Source organism: Providencia sp. CIM-Carb-044 (assembly GCF_033901115.1).
In the GTDB taxonomy this organism is placed as follows: Bacteria; Pseudomonadota; Gammaproteobacteria; order Enterobacterales; family Enterobacteriaceae; genus Providencia; species Providencia hangzhouensis.
On record NZ_JAXADV010000005.1, the window covers coordinates 120,064 to 140,525 of the forward strand.

Annotated in this window: 20 protein-coding genes; 6 read left to right on the plus strand and 14 right to left on the minus strand. The window is 43.2% G+C overall.

Translation table 11 applies throughout. The features are described from left to right. Window positions 1-105 precede the first annotated feature (105 nt). From pcaF to paaA, 10 genes are read right to left on the minus strand one after another with little or no spacing between them, the layout of a single operon-like run. Window positions 106-1,308, minus strand: a complete 1,203-nt coding sequence (pcaF, locus tag SJ312_RS12130; protein WP_004262928.1) for a 3-oxoadipyl-CoA thiolase — start codon at window positions 1,306-1,308, stop codon at window positions 106-108. Then, window positions 1,305-1,745 carry a hydroxyphenylacetyl-CoA thioesterase PaaI gene (gene paaI, locus SJ312_RS12135; RefSeq protein ID WP_004262926.1) on the minus strand — a complete coding sequence of 147 codons (441 nt, stop codon included), beginning with the start codon at window positions 1,743-1,745 and terminating at the stop codon, window positions 1,305-1,307. Before paaI ends, pcaF begins: the two co-directional genes overlap by 4 nt. Continuing rightward, the gene (locus tag SJ312_RS12140; RefSeq protein WP_319867823.1) at window positions 1,742-3,292 is read right to left on the minus strand and encodes a 3-hydroxyacyl-CoA dehydrogenase; all 1,551 of its coding nucleotides are present in this window, start codon (window positions 3,290-3,292) and stop codon (window positions 1,742-1,744) included. The genes paaI and SJ312_RS12140 overlap by 4 nt, the downstream gene beginning before the upstream one ends. A 2-nt stretch (window positions 3,293-3,294) precedes the next feature. After that, on the minus strand, window positions 3,295-4,089 hold the full coding sequence (paaG, locus tag SJ312_RS12145) for a 2-(1,2-epoxy-1,2-dihydrophenyl)acetyl-CoA isomerase PaaG (protein ID WP_004262922.1): 795 nt from the start codon (window positions 4,087-4,089) through the stop codon (window positions 3,295-3,297). 2 nt (window positions 4,090-4,091) lie between these two features. After that, window positions 4,092-4,865, minus strand: a complete 774-nt coding sequence (paaF, locus tag SJ312_RS12150; protein WP_110592697.1) for a 2,3-dehydroadipyl-CoA hydratase PaaF — start codon at window positions 4,863-4,865, stop codon at window positions 4,092-4,094. Between the two features lie 8 nt (window positions 4,866-4,873). Beyond that, the gene (gene paaE, locus SJ312_RS12155; protein WP_153673269.1) at window positions 4,874-5,932 is read right to left on the minus strand and encodes a 1,2-phenylacetyl-CoA epoxidase subunit PaaE; all 1,059 of its coding nucleotides are present in this window, start codon (window positions 5,930-5,932) and stop codon (window positions 4,874-4,876) included. Between the two features lie 10 nt (window positions 5,933-5,942). Continuing rightward, window positions 5,943-6,452, minus strand: coding sequence for a 1,2-phenylacetyl-CoA epoxidase subunit PaaD (gene paaD, locus SJ312_RS12160; RefSeq protein WP_094960839.1), 510 nt, complete (start codon window positions 6,450-6,452; stop codon window positions 5,943-5,945). 4 nt (window positions 6,453-6,456) lie between these two features. Beyond that, a complete protein-coding gene (gene paaC, locus SJ312_RS12165) occupies window positions 6,457-7,215 on the minus strand; it encodes a 1,2-phenylacetyl-CoA epoxidase subunit PaaC (protein ID WP_110592695.1) in 759 nt (252 codons plus the stop codon). A gap of 10 nt (window positions 7,216-7,225) precedes the next feature. Continuing rightward, window positions 7,226-7,513, minus strand: coding sequence for a 1,2-phenylacetyl-CoA epoxidase subunit PaaB (paaB, locus tag SJ312_RS12170; protein ID WP_004262911.1), 288 nt, complete (start codon window positions 7,511-7,513; stop codon window positions 7,226-7,228). A gap of 31 nt (window positions 7,514-7,544) precedes the next feature. After that, the gene (gene paaA, locus SJ312_RS12175) at window positions 7,545-8,483 is read right to left on the minus strand and encodes a 1,2-phenylacetyl-CoA epoxidase subunit PaaA (protein WP_036958609.1); all 939 of its coding nucleotides are present in this window, start codon (window positions 8,481-8,483) and stop codon (window positions 7,545-7,547) included. A 323-nt stretch (window positions 8,484-8,806) separates the two neighbouring features. On the opposite strand from paaA, the gene paaZ reads away from it, so the two are divergent. Further along, window positions 8,807-10,870: a phenylacetic acid degradation bifunctional protein PaaZ gene (paaZ, locus tag SJ312_RS12180; protein WP_165879109.1), complete on the plus strand. Its 2,064-nt coding sequence runs from the start codon at window positions 8,807-8,809 to the stop codon at window positions 10,868-10,870. Window positions 10,871-10,920: 50 nt separating this feature from the next. After that, complete coding sequence (locus SJ312_RS12185; protein WP_319867894.1) at window positions 10,921-11,730, plus strand: class I SAM-dependent methyltransferase; 810 nt, start codon at window positions 10,921-10,923, stop codon at window positions 11,728-11,730. Between the two features lie 34 nt (window positions 11,731-11,764). Here SJ312_RS12185 and SJ312_RS12190 read toward each other — a convergent pair whose 3' ends face one another. From SJ312_RS12190 to proP, 3 genes are all read right to left on the minus strand, one after another. Further along, the gene (locus SJ312_RS12190; protein WP_153673265.1) at window positions 11,765-12,076 is read right to left on the minus strand and encodes a monooxygenase; all 312 of its coding nucleotides are present in this window, start codon (window positions 12,074-12,076) and stop codon (window positions 11,765-11,767) included. A gap of 79 nt (window positions 12,077-12,155) precedes the next feature. Continuing rightward, on the minus strand, window positions 12,156-13,598 hold the full coding sequence (phrB, locus tag SJ312_RS12195; protein ID WP_319867827.1) for a deoxyribodipyrimidine photo-lyase: 1,443 nt from the start codon (window positions 13,596-13,598) through the stop codon (window positions 12,156-12,158). Between the two features lie 231 nt (window positions 13,599-13,829). Then, complete coding sequence (gene proP, locus SJ312_RS12200; protein ID WP_096863534.1) at window positions 13,830-15,332, minus strand: glycine betaine/L-proline transporter ProP; 1,503 nt, start codon at window positions 15,330-15,332, stop codon at window positions 13,830-13,832. An 821-nt stretch (window positions 15,333-16,153) separates the two neighbouring features. Between proP and poxB the strand changes: the two genes are divergently transcribed. After that, the gene (gene poxB / locus SJ312_RS12205) at window positions 16,154-17,878 is read left to right on the plus strand and encodes a ubiquinone-dependent pyruvate dehydrogenase (RefSeq protein WP_094960833.1); all 1,725 of its coding nucleotides are present in this window, start codon (window positions 16,154-16,156) and stop codon (window positions 17,876-17,878) included. 63 nt (window positions 17,879-17,941) lie between these two features. Here poxB and SJ312_RS12210 read toward each other — a convergent pair whose 3' ends face one another. Next, a complete protein-coding gene (locus tag SJ312_RS12210; RefSeq protein WP_319867829.1) occupies window positions 17,942-18,841 on the minus strand; it encodes a 3-methyladenine DNA glycosylase 2 in 900 nt (299 codons plus the stop codon). Between the two features lie 151 nt (window positions 18,842-18,992). On the opposite strand from SJ312_RS12210, the gene SJ312_RS12215 reads away from it, so the two are divergent. Genes SJ312_RS12215 through SJ312_RS12225 form a run of 3 tightly spaced genes read left to right on the plus strand, consistent with a single transcriptional unit; the run spans window position 18,993 to window position 20,442 of the window. Next, window positions 18,993-19,505 carry a DUF2569 domain-containing protein gene (locus SJ312_RS12215; RefSeq protein WP_004262890.1) on the plus strand — a complete coding sequence of 171 codons (513 nt, stop codon included), beginning with the start codon at window positions 18,993-18,995 and terminating at the stop codon, window positions 19,503-19,505. A gap of 40 nt (window positions 19,506-19,545) precedes the next feature. Beyond that, window positions 19,546-19,899, plus strand: a complete 354-nt coding sequence (locus SJ312_RS12220; protein WP_136134158.1) for a DUF488 domain-containing protein — start codon at window positions 19,546-19,548, stop codon at window positions 19,897-19,899. 18 nt (window positions 19,900-19,917) lie between these two features. Then, entirely contained in the window at window positions 19,918-20,442 is a 525-nt protein-coding gene (locus SJ312_RS12225) for a DUF2569 family protein (protein WP_004262888.1), read from the plus strand. Window positions 20,443-20,462: the final 20 nt, after the last annotated feature.

A 20,462-nucleotide genomic window follows, 5' to 3' on the forward strand; every position in this document is an offset into this window, starting at 1 on the left:
CATAATTATTATGGTCACCAGTTCACGTGAATAAATGACGTTTCTGGTATTTGCCTGAGCAGGTGTCGGGTTTTCAGGCTGCTTTTATTTGTATTAAGACGTTGTTCAGACTCGTTCAATAATCATTGCTATCCCTTGGCCAACACCGATACACATGGTGCATAATGCATAACGCCCCTGCTTGCGGTGCAGCTCATTGATAGCGGCAATAACAAGCCTTGCTCCACTCATTCCAAGTGGATGGCCTAACGAAATGGCTCCCCCGTTAGGGTTAACGTGTGAGGCATCATCAGGTAAACCAAGCCCCCTTAAAACGGCGAGTGCTTGAGCGGCAAAGGCTTCGTTTAGTTCAATAACATCCATTTGTTCGATGGTGAGCCCTGCCATTTTTAATACTTTTTGCGAGGCAGGAAGTGGACCGATCCCCATCAATCTTGGCTCAACGCCGCAAGTGGCTGTAGCGATGATACGAGCCCGTGGTGTTAGCCCTTGCTGCTTGGCAATAGTGCCGGATGCGATAATCAGTGCGGCAGCTCCATCATTAACACCAGAAGCATTACCTGCCGTTACAGTCCCGTTATCGCGAAACGGGGTTTTTAGTTTTTGTAATTGTTCAAATGTCGTTTCTGCTCTTGGATGCTCATCTTCACTGACGACGTATTCATTTTGACGTTGTTTAACCGTGACAGGGATGATTTCTTGCGCAAAAATACCGTTAACTTTTGCAGTTTCAGTACGCTGTTGACTGCGTAATGCAAAAGCATCTTGGTCTTCACGGCTAATTTGGTAGGTTTCAGCCACATTTTCCGCAGTTTCTGGCATCGAATCTGTGGAAAACTGTTGTTCCATCAGCGGGTTGATAAAGCGCCAGCCAATAGTGGTATCAAATACTTGCGCTTGGCGTGAGAATGCAGATTCTTGTTTGCCCATGACAAACGGCGCTCGGCTCATGGACTCGACGCCTCCGGCAATCATGAGCCCGGACTCACCAGATTTGATACTTCTTGCCGCTAATGCAATGGCATCTAGCCCAGAACCACATAGGCGGTTAATGGTGGTACCAGAAACTGAAACAGGGAGCCCGGATAACAGTCCTGCCATGCGAGCTACATTACGGTTGTCTTCTCCTGCTTGGTTTGCGCAACCTAAAATGATGTCGTCAGTTAATGACCAATCGAGTTGCGGGTGCCTTTCCATTAAGGCTTTTAATGGCACTGTGGCAAGGTCATCAGGACGTAATGGTGATAAAGCGCCACCGTAGCGGCCAATTGGGGTGCGGACACCATCACAAATAAACGCATCTATCATGATTGTTCTCCTGTTAAACGATGGCCTAACCGATGAGAGCGACCGTGAAATAGAGCGAGTGTTTTGCCATCTTGGTTAGTTATCTCGACTTCATATAAGCCGTTACGTTTGCCTTGGTGTTTCATCGTGGCAGTGGCAGTCAGTAAGTCACCTTCAAAACCGGGACGAATAAAATCAATGGAACACATTGAGGCAACAGCGGCATGCCCTTGGCTATTACAGGCGTAGGCAAATGCAGTGTCGGCAAGGCTAAATAATTGCCCGCCGTGGCAGGTTTTATGGCCATTAAGCATTTGTGCTGTGATAGGCATCTTCAATTGCGCAAAGCCTTCTTCGACTTTTTCAATGGACATACCCATAGCTTTTGCACATGCATCATCACGGTACATAATGTGAGCTGATTGCTGGGCCAGTGTATCGTTTGGCAGTGAAATCATGGTTGCTCCTTGAAAGATAAAGATTGATAACCGGCTGCTAATTGCCTTAAAAGTGGGTTTGGCCGATAACGGCTATCGCCATAAAACTGTGCTAAATTTTCAAGTACGGACAGCACGCGTTGCCAGCCAAGTTGCATCCCCCAAGCGAGTGGGCCTTTGGGGTAATTCACACCAAAACACATGGCATTATCGGTATCTAACGCAGTTGCTATTCCCTTATTGACGATATCTAATGCCTCATTGCACAACATCGCGACCGTTCTCATGGTTAACAGCGCAGGGTAGTCTGGTAATACAATCACGTGTTTGCCTAATGATTGAAAAAATGCGATTGCTTGTTGGTTTTGCTGCGTATTATTTTGTGCTGCACAGCTTATCGTGATGGCTTTTGCTGTAAGGTAATTTGCTGACAAATCAAAATGTACGACCGCTTGTTTTTGTATTTGCGCATGTGATGACGCCAATTCACCATTCGTTAACATAATAATAACGTCATTAACAATAAGTGTTGGGAATTGTTCGGAATGTTGTGTTAATCCTTCGAGAGAGATCCCATTTTCAGTTAAAAGCTGCGCAAACTCAGGAAATATCTGCCAATCGCCATGAGCTTTTATGTTTAGAGGCTGGTCAAGGTGAATTTTTTCTGCGACTAAAGGTAAAGGCTGGGGTTTATTATCATCATAATGATAAAATCCTTGCTTCGATTTACGGCCTAAATGACCCGCTTGGACTAATTCCAATTGCATTAATGAGGTTTGAAAGCGTGGGTCATACCCAAAGGCCTGAAATACCGATTCAGTCACCGCATAGTTCACATCATGACCAATTAAATCTGTTAGTTGTAATGGCCCCATAGCGAAACCACCGGCGTCACGTATGGCGCTGTCTAATGTGGCAGGGGACGCAATTTGTTCTTCAAGGGCACGCATTGTTTCTGCGTAGAAAGGCCGAGCCACACGGTTGACAATAAAACCAGGGGTGGAACGGCAAATCACTGGCACTTTTCCAAATGATAGCGTCAATTCTTTTAGCTGTTTTATCACCGTATCTGATGTTTCTAGCCCGCGGATCACTTCAACCAATTTCATCACGGGAGCGGGATTAAAAAAGTGTAATCCTGCAAGACGTTCTGGATGAGTTAATTGTCTACCGATTGCGGTAATTGATAACGATGAAGTATTACTAGCAAAAATGGTTTTTTCGTTACAAATGCCTTCAAGTTCACTGAAAATGGTTTGCTTTACCTCAAGTTTTTCAGCAACAGCTTCTATTACCAATTGTGCTTCTGAGAGCTCAGGTAAACTTTGCGCAACGCTAATGCAGTTAAGCAGTTCTTTTGTTGCTACAGCTTGGGCTTTTCCTTGCTCCACGCGCTTATTGAGCCGTTGAGTCATTTCGGTAAGGGAGTGACGTAAAACCTCTTGGTTAACATCAAACAACAAGACACGTAAACCCGCGCTCGCGGCAACTTGCGCAATACCAATACCCATAGTGCCTGCGCCAATAACGGCGACGGTATTGATGGCTAAATTCAAAGGTAAGGTCATGATTATCTTCCTTTAAACTGGGGTTCACGTTTATTTAAAAAAGCACTAACTCCTTCACGATAATCTTCACTTCTCCCGCCAAGGCGCTGTAAGTCGCGCTCAAGGTTGAGTTGCTCATCAAGAGTGTTAGTTGCCGCGGCATAAATGGCTTTTTTGATAAGCCCTAAGCCATAAGTGGGTTGGGTCGCAAGGTGTTGCGCAAGCTGTTGAGTGGTATTAATGAGTTCTTCATTTTCAGTGACTTGCCAAATCATTCCCCACTGTAATGCTTGCTCCGCACTTATTTTATCGCCTAATAATGCCATCCCCATTGCCCGTGCATGGCCGACTAATTGAGGTAAAAACCAACTCCCCCCTGAGTCAGGAACCAAGCCAAGGCGGCAAAAAGATTGAATAAAACTGGCACTTTTTGCGGCAATGACAATATCACCAGCGAGTGCAATGGCGGCTCCTGCACCCGCTGCAACACCATTGACCGCGCAAATAATTGGTTTTGGTAATGCGGTTAGGCGACGGATCAAGGGGTTATAATAAGTTTCAACAGAGAAACCGAGATCAGGAACTTCACTACCCACGCTCACATTGCGATCATTCAGATCTTGTCCGGCACAAAATCCACGGCCTGCGCCAGTGATCACTAAACAGCGTACGGTTTCATCGCGTTCTGCTATTTTGATTACTTCACTGAGCTGACGATGCATTTCATCGTTAAAACTATTCAGCCTATCGGGGCGGTTGAGAGTGACGGTGAGAACCCCATTTTCTAAAGTAGTGAGGATCATTGCTTCATTGGTCATGATTATTGTCCTGTAAACTGAGGTTTTCGTTTTTCGAAGAATGCCTCGATCCCTTCACGTCGATCGTTGGTACCCGCTAAAGTCACAAAATATTGGCGCTCAAGCTGTAACCCCTCAGTAAGGTGGTTTTCTTGAGAATGCACCAGTGATGCTTTCGCGGCTTGTACCGCTAAAGGCGCATGCATCGCGATGCGCTCTGCCAGTTTTTGGGCGCGTTCTACCACCAATTCATCCACACAAATCTCACTGATTAACCCTGCTTGCAACGCGTGTTTTGCATTGATTGGTTCACCCGTTAGTACCATTTGCATGGCGAGGGATTTGCCCACCGCGCGGATTAAACGCTGCGTTCCTCCCGCGCCTGGCATTAAACCCAGAGTAATTTCGGGTAAGCCGAAGCGAGCGGACTCACCGGCAATGATGATGTCGCTGGCGAGTAATAATTCAAAACCTGCCCCTAGTGCATAACCATTTGCAGCAGTAATAATAGGTTTTGATATCATGGATAACCTGCGCCAAACTTGTGGGCGTTTATCGGTGATCGCATTCGCAACGGTTTGTTGCTGTAGTTCTTTAAGGTCGGCACCGGCTGCGAAAAAACGTGGATTTCCGGTGATTACGATCGCACCGACCTCATCATTTATTTGTGCTTGTTCGAGGTGCTGAACGAGCAACTCTAAGCAGGCGGTGTTCAGGGCATTACGCACTTCAGGTCGGTTTAACGTGAGTGTCAAAACGCGGTTATGTTGTTGTGACAAAATCCAGTGGTTTTCCATTACAGCTCCTACACGTCAAAGTCTAAAACAACACCATCGCCTTTTGGCCACGCTTGGCAGCTAAGAATGTACCCCGCAGCGATTTGGTCGGGTTCGAGGCTGTAATTGACCCCCATTTCCACTTCACCAGAGCGCAATTTACATTTGCAGGTTGCGCAAACGCCCCCTTTACAGGCGTAGGGCAAATCCGCACCTTGGCGCAGTGCGGCATCCAAAATACTGTCGTCTTGGCTATCCATGGCGATATCCATCGTTCTGCCATCAAGGTGAATACTGACTTGACGTGTTTCGCTAGTCATAGCTGTTGTGGGTTTGAATTTAGCGCCTGAAGTATTGAAACGCTCGGTGTGAACATATTCCTTTGGCATGCCATAGCCGACTAGCGTGTCATGTACCTCATCCATCATGCTGTCGGGCCCACAAATAAATGCCCGATCAAATTGTTTAAAATTTAATAAGGTGTTATTTAAGGCGCTGAGCTGTTGTTGGCTAATCCTGCCGCTGAGTAGTTCGCTATCTTGCTGTTCTTGGCTGAATAGGTAGAGAACTTGGAAACGTGTTGCAAAACGGTTTTTTAGGTCTGCGATGCTTTCTTTAAACATCACTGAGCGGCTATTTCGATTACCATAAATCAACACAAAACTGCTTTTGGGTTCAGTTTGTAATGTGGCTTTAATAATGGAGAGCAATGGTGTGATCCCAGAGCCAGCAGCGACGGCAAGGTAGTGTGCGTGGTTATCTGCTTCTGGCTGATAGCCAAATTGCCCTTGCGGAATCATCACATCAAGGCTATCGCCAACTTGTAGCTCTTGGTTAACGAAATTAGAGAAACGCCCCTCGTAAATGGCTTTCACCCCAATTTTTAGCGTGTTTTCATCCGGTGAGCTGCAAATGGAATAACAGCGACGTAGGTTTTCACCATTAATAGAGGCTTTTAATGTGAGGTGTTGCCCCGGGCGGTAATGATATTGCTCTCGTAATGCATCGGGTACGTTAAAAGTAATAGCGACAGCATCAGGGGTGTCACGCTCAATGGCAGCAATACTTAAACGATGAAATACAGTCATATAGGTGCCCCTAAATACATTTAAAGTAATCAAACGGTTCTAAGCATTCAGTGCATCGATACAATGCCTTGCATGCAGTGGAACCAAATTCACTAATTTTTTCGGTCTGCTCGCTGTCACAACGTGGGCAACGAACCGCACCTTTGTGTTCTGGGTGCTCGCAGGACGTACCTTGTGGTGGTGCGATACCGAATTCACGCAAGCGTCTTTTTGCATCTTGGTTCATCCAATCTGTTGTCCACGCAGGGGTTAACAGAATTTCGATATCGATATTTGAAAAACCCGCATTACCTAGAACAGTTTTAATTTCATTGAGTAAAAATTCAGTTGCTGGGCAACCTGAATAGGTAGGTGTAAAAATAACTTTCCAACCCTGAGCCGCAGGTAGCACATTGCGGATCATGCCAAGATCAGTAATAGAGAGTGCGGGTAGTTCAGGATCGGGTATTTGGTGGAGCTGTTGCCAGATCTGGTGAACCTGGGGCGATTGAAGTTCGCAATGTTGCAGTCTCTGTTCCATAGCATCACCACTGGCAGTTCGGGTAAGCGCGTTGCACAAACTGCAATTGTGTTAATAACAAGCCCAAATGTTCAGTATGGCTGCCTTGCTTGCCGCCTAAGCGATACGCTTTTTTCTCCGGCACAGTGAGGGTCGCTTCAGTGAATGTTTCGTTAATGGTGTTTAACCATGCGGCTTGTAAAGAACGTGGGTCAACAGCGATGCCTAATTCGCTAAGTGCGACTTCAACGTTATCAGCATGGAAAAGTTCGCCAGTAAAACGCCATAACTCATTGACTGAACGTTGGATTCGTTGATGACTTTCTTCACTGCCATCCCCTAAACGGATCATCCAACCACGGCTAAAACGCAAGTGATAAACGGCTTCTTTGAGGGATTTCTCAGCAATGGCAGACAGTTGTTCATCACGGCTATGAATTAGTGCTTCATATAATGGAACATGATAAGCATCCATAAAAAATTGGCGCACTAAAGTGTCATCAAAGCCATTGTTGGGTTGCTCAACCAGTAATAAATTGCTGAATTCTCGTTCATCGCGCAAAAAAGCAAGGGTGTCTTCATCGCACTCAGTTCCTTTTAATTGCGCGGCATAGTTCAAAAAGTTACGCGCTTGCCCTAGCAAATCTAAGCCGATATTGGATAACGCAAGGTCAATTTCGAGCTCAGGAGCATGGCCGCACCATTCGCACAGGCGCTGCGCTAAAATTAAGGGGGTATCGCCAAGTCGTAATGTGTAATGGTGGAGCTGTTCTTGTTGGTTCATGGCAAGCTCCTTACATGTTTTTGATACCATCAGGGATGGTATAGAAGGTTGGGTGACGATAGACTTTGGTATCCGCAGGGTCGAAGAAGGTGCTTTTATCTTCGGGCTGTGAGGCAATTAAATGTGCGGCCTTCACCACCCAAATTGAGCAGCCTTCGCTACGCCTTGTATATGCATCGCGGGCATTCTCCAGTGCCATTTGGTCATCAGCCGCATGTAAACTGCCGACATGACGATGCGCAAGCCCTTGCTTACTACGGACAAAAACTTCATATAAAGGCCAATCTTGATTGCTCATGGTGTTTTCCTTTTTGTAAAATGGTCAGTGATTAAGCCGCCGTTTTAACGGATTTTTGTTTGCGGCTATGTGCCATTGCACCTTCACGTACCCATGCGCCGTCTTCCCACCCTTTGCGCTTAGCGCTAAGGCGTTCGTGATTACAAATGCCATTGCCTTTAATAACTTGATAAAACTCTTCCCAGTCGATTTCACCAAAGCGGTAATGACCAAGTTCTTCATCCCAAACCAGATCAGGGTCAGGGATCGTCATACCTAACGCTTCCACTTGCGGAACGGTGTTATCAACAAACTTTTGCCGTAGCTCATCATTACTGAAGCGTTTGATTTTCCAAGCCATGCTTTGAGCGCTGTGCGGGGAGTCCGAATCGTTGGGGCCGAACATCGTGAGAACGGGCCACCAAAAGCGGTTTATCGCATCTTGCAGCATCGCTTTTTGCTCATCGGTGCCTTCTGCAAGTGCCATAACAGCTTCATAACCTTGGCGTTGGTGAAAACTTTCTTCTTTACAGATTTTCACCATTGCTCGTGCATAAGGGCCATAAGAGGCACGGCACAATGCAACTTGGTTCACAATTGCCGCACCATCGACAAGCCATCCAATCACTCCTATGTCTGCCCAACTTAATGTCGGGTAGTTAAAAATGGAGGAATATTTCATTTTTTCATCAAGTAACTTTTGGTAGATATCTTGACGAGAGCAACCGAGAGTTTCGGCAGCGCTATACAGGTATAAACCATGACCTGCTTCATCTTGAATTTTGGCCAGTAAAATCGCTTTACGGCGGAGTGTTGGGGCTCGAGTCAGCCAATTCGCTTCTGGTAGCATGCCGACGACTTCTGAATGGGCATGCTGACCAATTTGGCGGATAAGGTTTTGCCGATACGCATCGGGCATCCAGTCCTTGGGCTCGATGGAAATATCTGCTTCGATTTTGGCTTCGAAGTTAGCCTGATTATGCTCGCTCATTGATCTTTCCATTAAGTGATTCGTTAATGTTATTTTTTATTAAAATAGTGAATCATGTTTATTTAACATCAATGCTAGGAATTGTTAACATAAAGATCAACGTTCATTAACCTTGTTTTGCGATGCACTTCACAATCAATAAGTAAAATTAAAGAAAAAACAATTAGTTAAATTTATTGCTTTTTGTGTGGTTTTAATGGAAATAGGCATTTTATATAAAATTGTTCTTAATTTGTTAAATTTAAATTAGCTTCTATGATTATTTTTATGATACATATTTGTCATCTGATTTGAATTGATGTTTTTTATTTCTGGAGAGGAATATGCAGCATTTAACAAGTTACATTATGGGAAAATGGGTACAAGGTGAGGGCGAAGGGCGAAAAATTCACCATGCGCTAACGAATGAAACCTTATATACGGTGACGACTGAAGGGTTGCCGTTAGCAGAAAGTTTGCAATATGGCCGCCAAGTAGGGGGCGAAATATTGTCAGCGATGACATTCCAGCAACGCGGGCAAATGCTTAAGGCCCTAGCAAAATACCTACTGGAACATAAAGCGCAGTTATATGCGATTTCGGCACAAACTGGCGCAACCAAAGCGGATAGCTGGGTGGATATTGAAGGGGGAATTGCCACATTGTTTTCTTATTCGGGGCTCGCTAACCGTGAGCTACCAGATGACACGATTTGGCCTGAAGATGAAATGATCCCGTTATCAAAACAAGGGCAATTTATTGGCCATCATATTTTAACATCTCGCCGTGGCGTTGCCCTGCACATTAATGCATTTAACTTCCCGTGCTGGGGTATGTTAGAAAAACTGGCTCCAACATGGCTTGCTGGCATGCCTGCTATTATCAAACCAGCAACCGCCTCAGCACAGTTAACACAGGCGATGGTGAAGTTAATGGTGGATAGCGGCCTGGTACCTGATGGCGCAATTCAACTGGTTTGCGGTGGTGTTGGCGATATGTTTGAACACCTCGATTTTGAAGATGTGGTGACTTTTACAGGGTCGGCTAGTACAGGGCAAAAACTAAAATCGCATCCATGTATCATTGCCAAATCAGTGCCTTTTACAATGGAAGCGGATTCACTGAATTGTGCAATTTTAGGTGATGACGTCCAGCCAGAACAGCCTGAATTTGCTTTATTTATTAAAGAAGTCGTTCGTGAAATGACAGCGAAAGCGGGACAGAAGTGTACCGCGATTCGTCGCATTATTGTGCCGAAAAACCAGCTCGAAAATGTGAAGCAGGCGTTATTGAAACGTTTATCTGCCACAACAGTGGGCGATCCTGCGGTGGAAGGGGTTAGAATGGGTGCATTGATTAACTTAGAACAGCGCCAAGACGTACAAGAGAAAGTGAATTATTTACGTGACCATGGCTGTGAAGTCCTATGTGGTGGGCAATTCGAAAAGCTGGATGTTATTGGAGCAGATAGCCAGTACGGGGCTTTCTATCCACCAACGTTGTTGTATTGTGCAGAGCCGCTTAATTCGACTGCGGTACATGAAATTGAAGCTTTTGGCCCTGTCGCCACATTAATGAGCTATGACAATATCGAACAGGCGGTGCAGTTGGCGATTTTAGGTGGAGGTAGTCTTGCGGGGACGTTAGTCACTGCTGATGCACAAGTCGCGCAAACGGTCATTCGTGCGAGTGCGCGGGCACATGGGCGGATGCTAATTTTAAACGAAGCATCCGCCGCGGAGTCCACAGGCCACGGTTCACCGCTTCCGTTACTGGTACACGGCGGCCCAGGTCGTGCAGGTGGTGGTGAGGAGCTTGGTGGGTTGAGAGCAGTCAAACACTATATGCAGCGTACTGCCATCCAAGGCAGCCCTTCGATGCTAACAGCCATTACCAAGCAATGGATTCGCGGGGCAGACACTATCGCTGATGTGGTTCATCCATTCCGTAAACATTTTGAAGACTTAGCGATTGGCGACACATTACTGACTGCAAGGCGTACCGTTACAGAGGCCGATATTGCTAATTTTGCTTGTCTCAGCGGTGATAATTTTTATGTTCACGTCGATAAAATTGGCGCAGCACAGTCGTTATTTGGTGAACGAATTGCGCACGGCTATTTTGTCGTTTCAGCCGCTGCAGGGTTATTTGTTGATGCAGGTGTTGGGCCCGTAATCGCCAATTATGGCATGGAAAGTTTGCGTTTTATTGAACCGGTGAAAATCGGAGACACCATACAAGTTCGCCTAACGTGCAAGAAAAAGATCAAAAAAACGCAAAAACTTGCTGAAGATAAACCCAATGGTGTTGTTGAATGGGATGTGCAAGTGTTTAATCAGGATGATACCGTTGTGGCGTTGTACAGTATTTTAACGCTGGTGGAGCGTCGTGTAGGTGATTTTCATTAGTCATTATACGATATGAATTAATTATTGAGCTAATAGGTGCATTTTCAATCATTTTCTGTTGTGATGAGTTACTAGCAACTGAATGTAGGGAAACAAAGATGAAAACGCACCACCAAGCGGTTTATCAACAATTTGACCAGCAAGCAAACTCGTATTTAACCAGCCAAGTTCATGCACAAGGTGAGGACTTACTTGTTTTGCAACAATTGCTACAAGACTGTCAGGGCGAGGACGTGCTTGACCTTGGCTGTGGAGCAGGGCATGCCAGTTTCCATGCAGCGCCGTTGGTGAAGTCAGTGACGGCTTATGATTTATCGGACTCAATGCTCAATGTTGTGGCTAAAAATGCACAAGAACGTGAATTAAACAATATCACTACCTGCAAAGGGACTGCGGAGTCTCTACCGTTTGATGACAATTGTTTTGACCGAGTGATTAGCCGTTATTCAGCACACCATTGGCACGATGTGGAACAAGCACTACGTGAGGTGCGCCGAGTGCTCAAACCGGGTGGAAAAGGCATTTTTATTGATGTGGTATCACCGGGGCATCCATTATTGGATATTTACTTACAAACTGTCGAAGTGCTTCGGGATACTTCACACATTCGTGATTATTCCGTTGGAGAATGGTCTGGTATGTTTAATAATGCAGGGCTATTTGTTCAACGAGTACAAAGTTTCCGTTTAGCGCTGGAATTTACCAGTTGGGTCGAACGGATGCGTACACCAAAGGCACTCGTTGAGGCTATCCGCCACTACCAAGGAACATTAAGTGATGAGGTAAAAAGCCACTTTGCAGTACAAGCAGATGGCTCATTTACCTCAGATGTGATGTTGTTTGAATTTCAGTGCCAATAACTATTTATTGCGCTAAAAATTGTTGTGACAAAAATTATTGTACTAAAAACTGCGCTTGGTTCAATTGGCTAAGCGCGTTATTTACTGCAAAAATCGCACCGCGAACATCAGGAATACCAAAGGATTTTAATCGTGCACTGTGCTTGGTGAGATAAGCTTGTGCATCAGTTTCTGAAGCAAACAGATACACACCACCTGCCATTTGCGTTTGTGGGTTTTCAGTCCAAATCTTCCAAATAAAGCCCGGCTCTTGGTTAATTGATTCCGCCAAATCATTCATTGCGGATGCCATTTCATCACCCCATGGCCCCTGATACGGAAAATCAACTTGTAAAATAACGCTCATATCTGCTCCTTATGATTGAAACGTTATAGTAGTTCTTAAAGCAAATAATAACTTTGCTATTTATCGTATTTTAAACGATTTATTGCTTCAAACTATTACGCTTACCTGCCTCAAACGCAGCCAAAGTCGCTAACCGAGCTTGTTTATGGTCAACAATCGGCTCTGGGTAATTAAGCGCAGTGTTGCTGATCACAGCCCATTCATGAGGTGTATGAATATATTTGTCGGGGACTTGCTGCAATTCGGGCAACCAATGGCGAATAAAAGCCCCTTGCGCATCAAACTTTTTCCCTTGAGTGGTTGGGTTAAAGATACGAAACCAAGGGGAGGCATCAACGCCAGTAGAGGCTGACCACTGCCAACCGCCGTTATTTGCGGCTAGACTGCCATCAAGTAGTTGGCTCATAAAGTATTTTTCACCTTTGCGCCAATCAATCAGTAAGTCTTTGACTAAAAAGTTAGCCACAATCATTCGTAGGCGGTTATGCATCCAACCCGTTGCATTCAGTTGGCGCATAGCTGCATCAACAATAGGGTAACCCGTTTGCCCCGTTTTCCACGCTGCAAAATCGGTTGAAGAATCATTCCAATGAATGTGTTGCGTCCATTCAATAAATGGTTGGTGGTGGCATAGACGTGGAAACGCGACTAAAAGATGTGAATAAAATTCACGCCAGACTAACTCATTTAACCAAGTGAACGCCCCGCTATCTGGGTAATCCAACACTTGGGGATTTTCTGCTTGTAATCGATTGAAGCATTGGCGAGGGGACAGCACCCCCACCGCGAGGTAAGGTGATAATTGGCTGGTACCATCAATAGAGGGAATATCTCTATCGTTTTGATAATCGCCGACTTTCAGGGAACAAAACTGCCTGAGTCGCGTTAAAGCCGATTTTTCACCGGCAGGAAATTGCTGGGAGTCTTCAATTGGCTGGTGCGGAAATAATGGCAAAGCCTTATCGATGTTGATAGCGGCTGCTCGTTTTTCAGGGGCTCGCAGTGAACGGCAATCTGTCACGGTAAGTTGGGTGAGGAAGGCACGGCGAAAAGGGGTATAGACTTGATACATTTCACCTTTTTGGGTAGTTACGGAGCCGGGGGGCAGTAATAAATAGTCATCGAAAGCATGAATATGTAACCCATGTGGCTGGTTGATTAACCATTCGTCCCGTTGTTTTTCGTTCCATTCATATTGCCGATTAAAAAATAAGGCATCAGCCTGTTGCGCCTTTGCGTAATCAAGTACCCATTGTGCCGCATCGGTGAAATGGTTAACGGTTTGGCAAACCAGTGGAATACCAAGCTCTGCGAGTGAATTCTGCAGTTCAACAAGATTCTGGTGAATGAATGAAATTTGTCGTTCAGCCATATCATGTTGTTGCCACTGCTTAGGGGTTGCCGTAAAAAGGGCAATGACTTTCGCATCTGGGTCTGCACAGGCGGAGGAAAGCGCTTTGTTATCGGTGACCCGCAGATCATTGCGAAACCAGATAAGATGACAAACGTGTTTGGCTGCCATCGCCTCCCTCCTTGGTTGAAGTTTTTGTTGAAACTAAACAAAGAGCCGTTTTACCGGCTCTTCAGACTGCTGACAAACATATTATGTTTGGCGGCAAGTCGAATAGGTTTTGAAAATAAACTAGGAAAATCAATTTATTGATTTTCGGCTGATAACACAAAGTGGGAAAAACCACGCTTTTATCCCGCTTTGTCAACAACCTTAAGAGCCGTTTTACCGGCTCTTTCATGTTTAATCTAATTTAGGGTGCTGATTGATTAAGGATTGGCGTTTTTTCTCAAGCTCAGCAATTTGTTGGTCAATATCTTCAACTTTCTGCTCAATATTGTCAAAGTGCTCGCTAAGAATTTCTTTTGCCTCAGCTTTATCTGATGCCGCAGGTGTTGCTCCACGCAATGGCTTATTCGCCGTTTCTGGCATCCTGATACCCGTATATAAGCCGATTAAAGCAATCACGATTAAGTAATATGCAGGCATATATAAGTTAGTGGTTGATTCGACCAACCATGCCGCAACAGTCGGTGTCGCACCGGCAATTAATACTGAAATGTTAAAGGCAATAGCTAACGCACTGTAACGAATATGTGTCGGGAAAATCGCGGGTAAAATGGAAGCCATAACCCCTGTAAAACAGTTCAACAGCACCGCTAAAATTAATAAACCTAGGAAAATTAAGCCAACAGAACCACTGTTGATTAACATAAATGCAGGGTATGCCAATAAAATCAGACCGACACTACCGGTAATAACAAATGGGCGGCGACCAATTTTATCACTGGTTAAACCGATAATCGGTTGAACAAATAACATACCAATCATAATTGCAATAATAATTAGCACACCATGGTCAGTAGAGTAATTCAGGTTGTGTGATAAGTAACTTGGCATGTAGGTCAGCAACATATAGTAAGTCACGTTGGTTGCGATAACCAAGCCAACACAAATCATCAAGCTTTTCCAATACTTAGTCGCCACTTCACGTACTGAGATTTTTGGTGGATTTTGAATATTGGCTTTATCTTGTTTTTCTAACGATTCAACATGTTGTTGGAACGCAGGAGTTTCTTCCAGTGAATGACGTAGATATAACCCAATGATCCCTAACGGTAACGCTAAGAAGAACGGAATTCTCCAGCCCCAATCATGGAAGTTAGCTTCCCCAACGATACTGGAAATGAGTACTACGACACCCGCACCTAAAACGAAACCGGCGATAGAGCCAAAGTCTAACCAGCTTCCCATAAAGCCACGTTTGCGGTCTGGTGAATATTCGGCAACAAAGATGGCTGCGCCAGAATATTCACCACCTACCGAGAAACCTTGAGCTAACTTAGCAATTAATAACAGAATGGGTGCCCAGATACCAATGCTTTCATATGATGGAATCAAACCAATACAGAAGGTACTGACTGCCATGATGATAATTGTCATCGAAAGGACTTTTTGACGGCCGTATTTGTCACCTAAAATACCAAAAACGACACCACCTAATGGCCTAACTAAGAAAGGCACGGAGAAAGTGGCTAATGCGGCAATCATCTGTACGCTCGGTGATGCGTCCGGAAAGAAAACCTGACCTAGAACATAGGCTAAGAAACCGTATACCCCAAAATCAAACCATTCCATCGCATTACCCAGCGAAGCCGCGGTAATTGCTTTTTTGAGTTTACCGTCATCAATAATAGTAATATCACTAATATTTAACGGTTTTTCTTTTTTCTTCTTGAATCTCATGAAACCATCCTCTTATTTTAATTTCAATAATCGAAACAACAGCACTTAAGATATGGGTTTTCATACATCGGAAAATATAAAACCTTATTATTTAGAATAGACGTTGTTTACGCAATAGATAAGTTTTTAGTGTTTTTATGTCGCGCTGAAATAACAGGCTAAAATAGGTATGTAATAGGTAGAATAATGAGAGTGTCTGTCTTTAAAATACAGCAAAAAAGTCACCTTGAGTTAAAAAATACAGTACTAATACTACATTAATATCGAACAAATGTAAAATGTAGGTGCTTTATACTGATTCATGCGCCTTATTGGGATTTTATATTGGTAATATAACGATTGAATTTAATACTTGAAAAATAGAACTTTGGGGATCAATTAGGTGAATATAAATTGTTTTAAATCAATTTAGTATATGTTTTTTTGGTGAGTTTTAGTCTGTCATAAATATATAAGGTTATTGATTTAATATGGTGGAAACAATGGTGTGACTGTGATGAATAATATATGTAGATAACTCCATCTTTTTATGATGTTCTTGTTTTGCTTAAGTTGTTAATAACTCGTCTATTTATTTATCTTGTTGCTATCCTCTTCTTTTGATAATAACGGTGGATTGTGCTGTTCTGTTTTATATTTAATTTGATGAGTAGGAATGAGGAATTTACTTAGTTACAATCAATCTATTATCGATATTGGGTTTGATATACGCGAGTATGACAAGATTCTACTTTGAATGTTGTTATGTTTCTAAAAGTACCTTTCATATTTTGAGCTGCAAGATATCAAGGGTATCACATCCGACTTAAAAGAGTGCCATTATGAAAAAACAGAGTGTTGCATCCTATATTGCAAAAGTACTTGATAATGCAGGTGTTAAACGTATTTGGGGCGTTACAGGAGACTCGTTGAATGGCTTAACCGACAGCTTGCGTCGTCAAGGCGCTATTGAGTGGCTAGGTACTCGCCATGAGGAAGTCGCTGCCTTTGCTGCGGGTTCAGAAGCTCAGCTAACTGGTAATTTAGCCGTATGTGCAGGCTCTTGTGGGCCGGGAAATATGCACCTTATTAATGGGCTGTATGATTGCCATCGTAATCGAGTGCCCGTGTTGGCAATCGCCGCTCATATTCCATCTAGCGAAATTGGTAGTAATTATTTCCAAGAAACCCATCCAACTGAATTATTCCGCGAGTGCAGCCATTATTGTGAAATGGTCTCTAACCCTGAGCAAATTCCACAAGTTCTTGGTATCGCTATGCGTAAAGCGATTCTGAATAAAGGGGTATCAGTCGTTGTGATACCAGGTGATATTGCGCTAAAAGATGCGCCAGAGTCCGCGAAAGAAACATGGTATCAACCACAAGCGCCACTGATTATGCCTCAGCGAAGTGAAATCGAAAAACTTGCTGAACTGCTGAATCAGTCTAAGAATATCACGTTATTCTGTGGTAATGGCTGCGCAGGTGCCCATGATGAAGTGGTTAAACTAGCAGAAACGCTAAAAGCACCGGTAGTACATGCGTTACGTGGTAAAGAACATATTGAATGGGATAACCCATATAGCGTTGGAATGACAGGTTTAATAGGTTTTTCATCAGGTTACCACGCAATGATGAATGCAGACACGGTTGTTTTGTTAGGGACACAATTTCCATACCGTCCTTTCTACCCAAGCGAAGCTAAAATCATTCAGGTTGATATTAATGCAGGTAGCCTGGGCTCCCACTGCCATATTGATATGGGGCTGATTGGTGATATCAAAGCAACATTAGATGCATTACAGCCACATTTAGAGGCTAAACAAGATACAAAACACCTTGATGGTGCTTTAAAACATTATGCAGAGGCTCGAAAAGGGTTAGATGACCTCGCTAAACCGGGTCATGAGGGGTTAATACATCCTCAGTATCTTGCAACAAAAATTAGTGAATTAGCTGCTGATGACGCGATTTTCACCTGTGACGTTGGAACCCCGACAGTATGGGCTGCGCGCTACTTGAAAATGAACGGTAAGCGCCGTTTAATTGGCTCTTTTAACCACGGGTCAATGGCGAATGCGATGCCACAAGCTATTGGTGCGCAGGCCGTTGATAAAAAACGTCAAGTGGTTGCAATGTGTGGCGACGGCGGTTTCAGTATGCTAATGGGGGACTTTATCTCTCTTTCTCAAATGAAATTACCGGTAAAAATCATCATTCATAACAATGGAGTGCTCGGTTTTGTTGCCATGGAAATGAAAGTGGCCGGTTTCTTAACAGCGGGAACGGATTTACATAACCCTAACTTTGCAGCGATTGCGAATGCTGCGGGTATCAAAGGGATCCGTGTTGAAAAAAGTGAAGATCTAGACGGTGCATTAAAAGAAGCTTTTGCCCATGATGGGCCAGTGGTGGTTGATGTCCTAACCGCCAAACAAGAGCTGTCTATGCCACCAGAAATTGCGGCACAAGAAGCGAAAGGCTTTAGCTTGTATATGTTAAAAGCGATTATGAGTGGTCGCGGTGATGAAGTCGTTCAATTAGTGAAAACGAACTGGTTACGTTAAATCATTATTGTGAATAGTAGGAAAGCCCATTTCAGGTTATTGAAGCGGGCTTTTTAAAATTATTCAATAACCTGCGGCTGATTGGCTACGCCACAAATGAGCGGCAACCAGCGCACGCCATGGGGAGAATTGCGCTAACCATTTTTCTGTTTCTTTGGCGTTGGGTTGTTCTGGTTTATCGAGCAATGTTTGCAAATTACGTCTTACCGCCACATCTCCATGTAAAGAGCCATCTAAATAGTTGAATCCTCTAAGTAAAGCATAGCTCACAGTCCAAGGTCCAATACCTTTGATTTGTAATAATTGTTCAGTTATTTGATTCGCATTGGAATGAGTCACGTGCTGTGATAAATCAATTTGTTGATTTTCGATGGCGTCACAAAGAGCTCTGAGGGCGATAATTTTTCCCTTTGAAAAACCCGTTTGGCGCAGTATTTCGTCATCAACTAACCTGACTTGCGGAACATCGGGGAAACACCAAATACCTGAAGCATGCTGAATCCCCACGGCTTGGATAAATCGCCGACGAATGGCGATAGCTGCATGGACACTAATTTGTTGCCCAATAATAGCCCAAACTAACGCTTCAAATGCACTAGCAGATTGATAAATCCGTAATCCTCTTTGTTTTTCAATGAGCTGTCCAAGTATTGGGGTTTCAAGGTAGCGTTTTTCGAACTCATCAATATTTTGTTTCAAACCAAGTACATGCTGTGCCAGTGTTAGTAAATCTTGCTCATTGATAATGATAGATGGAGAATCAATCGCTAATGAAATCGTTGCTTGTTGTTTTTTAAGTTCCAATGTCATTTTTGTTGCATGTTGTTGCCATATTATGCCTTTATGTAATGTATTTTCTTCTACTATTTCCGCGACATTGTGTTGATCTCTTAAATGAAAGGCAAAAAAATCACCATAAAGGTAATTGGTAGGGAGTGGTAACTGTGCGGTAAATATTTGCATAATGATGGCCTTGTCAGATTGTTCTTTATTAGCAATATAATTGTGAATTAGCGCATTTAGTTACTCATTTTTTGTTGAGTAGGTATGCTATCTTATACAGGGCTATTTATTTTGTATTGATATTATTTGTTTGTTTAATAAGGAAGTGTAAATGAAAACTGAAGGTCACAGTTCATCTCATGGCACTTCGGTACCATCACCACAACCAAGGCAGGAATTAAAAGGCATTGGTGGATGGCTTATTTTACCCATGTTAGGGATAATATTGTCCTTGATTATTTTGCCTTTTTCGATTTATGAGCAAAATGCTCAAGTGATTGAATATTGGATTGAATTAACAGACCCACAATCAAGTTCATTTATTCCATTATTTAAAGAGCTAATCTACTTTGAAGTTTTAGGTAACGTTATTTTATACGCCACCTTACTTTTCCTAAGTTATGTCTTTTTTACAAAGAAAAAACTCACAATTAAAATTTATATTTTTTTCCAGATCTTTTCTTTAGTTTTGACGGTTACGGATATTATACTCGCAAGTATTTTATTGGATTTAGAGGTTGAAGCCTCCGATATCAAAGATATTTTTCGGGCTCTAATTGCTTGTGCCATTTGGATACCGTATTTTTTAGTTTCAAGGCGTGTTAAAAATACTTTTGTAAATTAATAAATAAAATGCTGCGGTTTACTTATTGGGTAGGTAAATGATGATTAAATGCAAACGAGTTTATGACCCTGTTGACGATAATGATGGTTATCGCGTGCTTATCGATAGACTGTGGCCAAGAGGAATAAAAAAAACAGACTTACACCACGACTCTTGGAATAAAGACGTTGCACCTTCCAATGAGTTACGAAAATGGTTTCATCAGAACACAGATCAGTTTGCTCAATTTATCGAGCGATATCAGCAGGAACTTAATAACACAACAGCTTGGCAGGTATTGGTTTCACAAGCAAAACAAGGTGACTTAACACTGTTATACAGTGCTAAAAATACAGAACATAATCAAGCAATTGTACTCAAGACATTTCTTGAAGAAAAAATGCAAAGTAAATAGTAAATAAAGGTTATTTGAATGGATATTCAGCAATCAACCACGCAAACAGAGCCAGCAATAATATCACCAGAGGCTCAGCCGGTAGTTAAAAAGCCGTTACAGGGACTCAGTGGATGGTTAATTTTACCGGTTATTGGTCTGTTTTATATGTTGTACAAAACGGTCACGATGCTATTACAAGAAATTTCGCAAGTACAAACTGCATGGTCATTGGCAACTGAAGCGGATTCTGATTTTTATATTTCAGGCTTTGCGACAGGTTTTTACCTCTTGCAACTAGGTTATGGTGTTTTAATTGCTCTATTTCTTTGGACGTTTATCGCTGCGGTTAAATGGAAAAAACAGGCGAAGTGGCTGTTTATCACCACCATGGTACTGTTTACTTTAATGGTATTAGTTGCTCGTTTTGTGTTCCCATATATATTTGGTTTGGAAATTAACTACTCAAATATTATTACCGCTATAAATGGCAGCTTCTATTGTGTGTTATGGATCCCCTACTTTTTAGTTTCTCATCGCGTCAAAAATACGTTTATCCATTAAAGCAGATGGCCACACCTAAT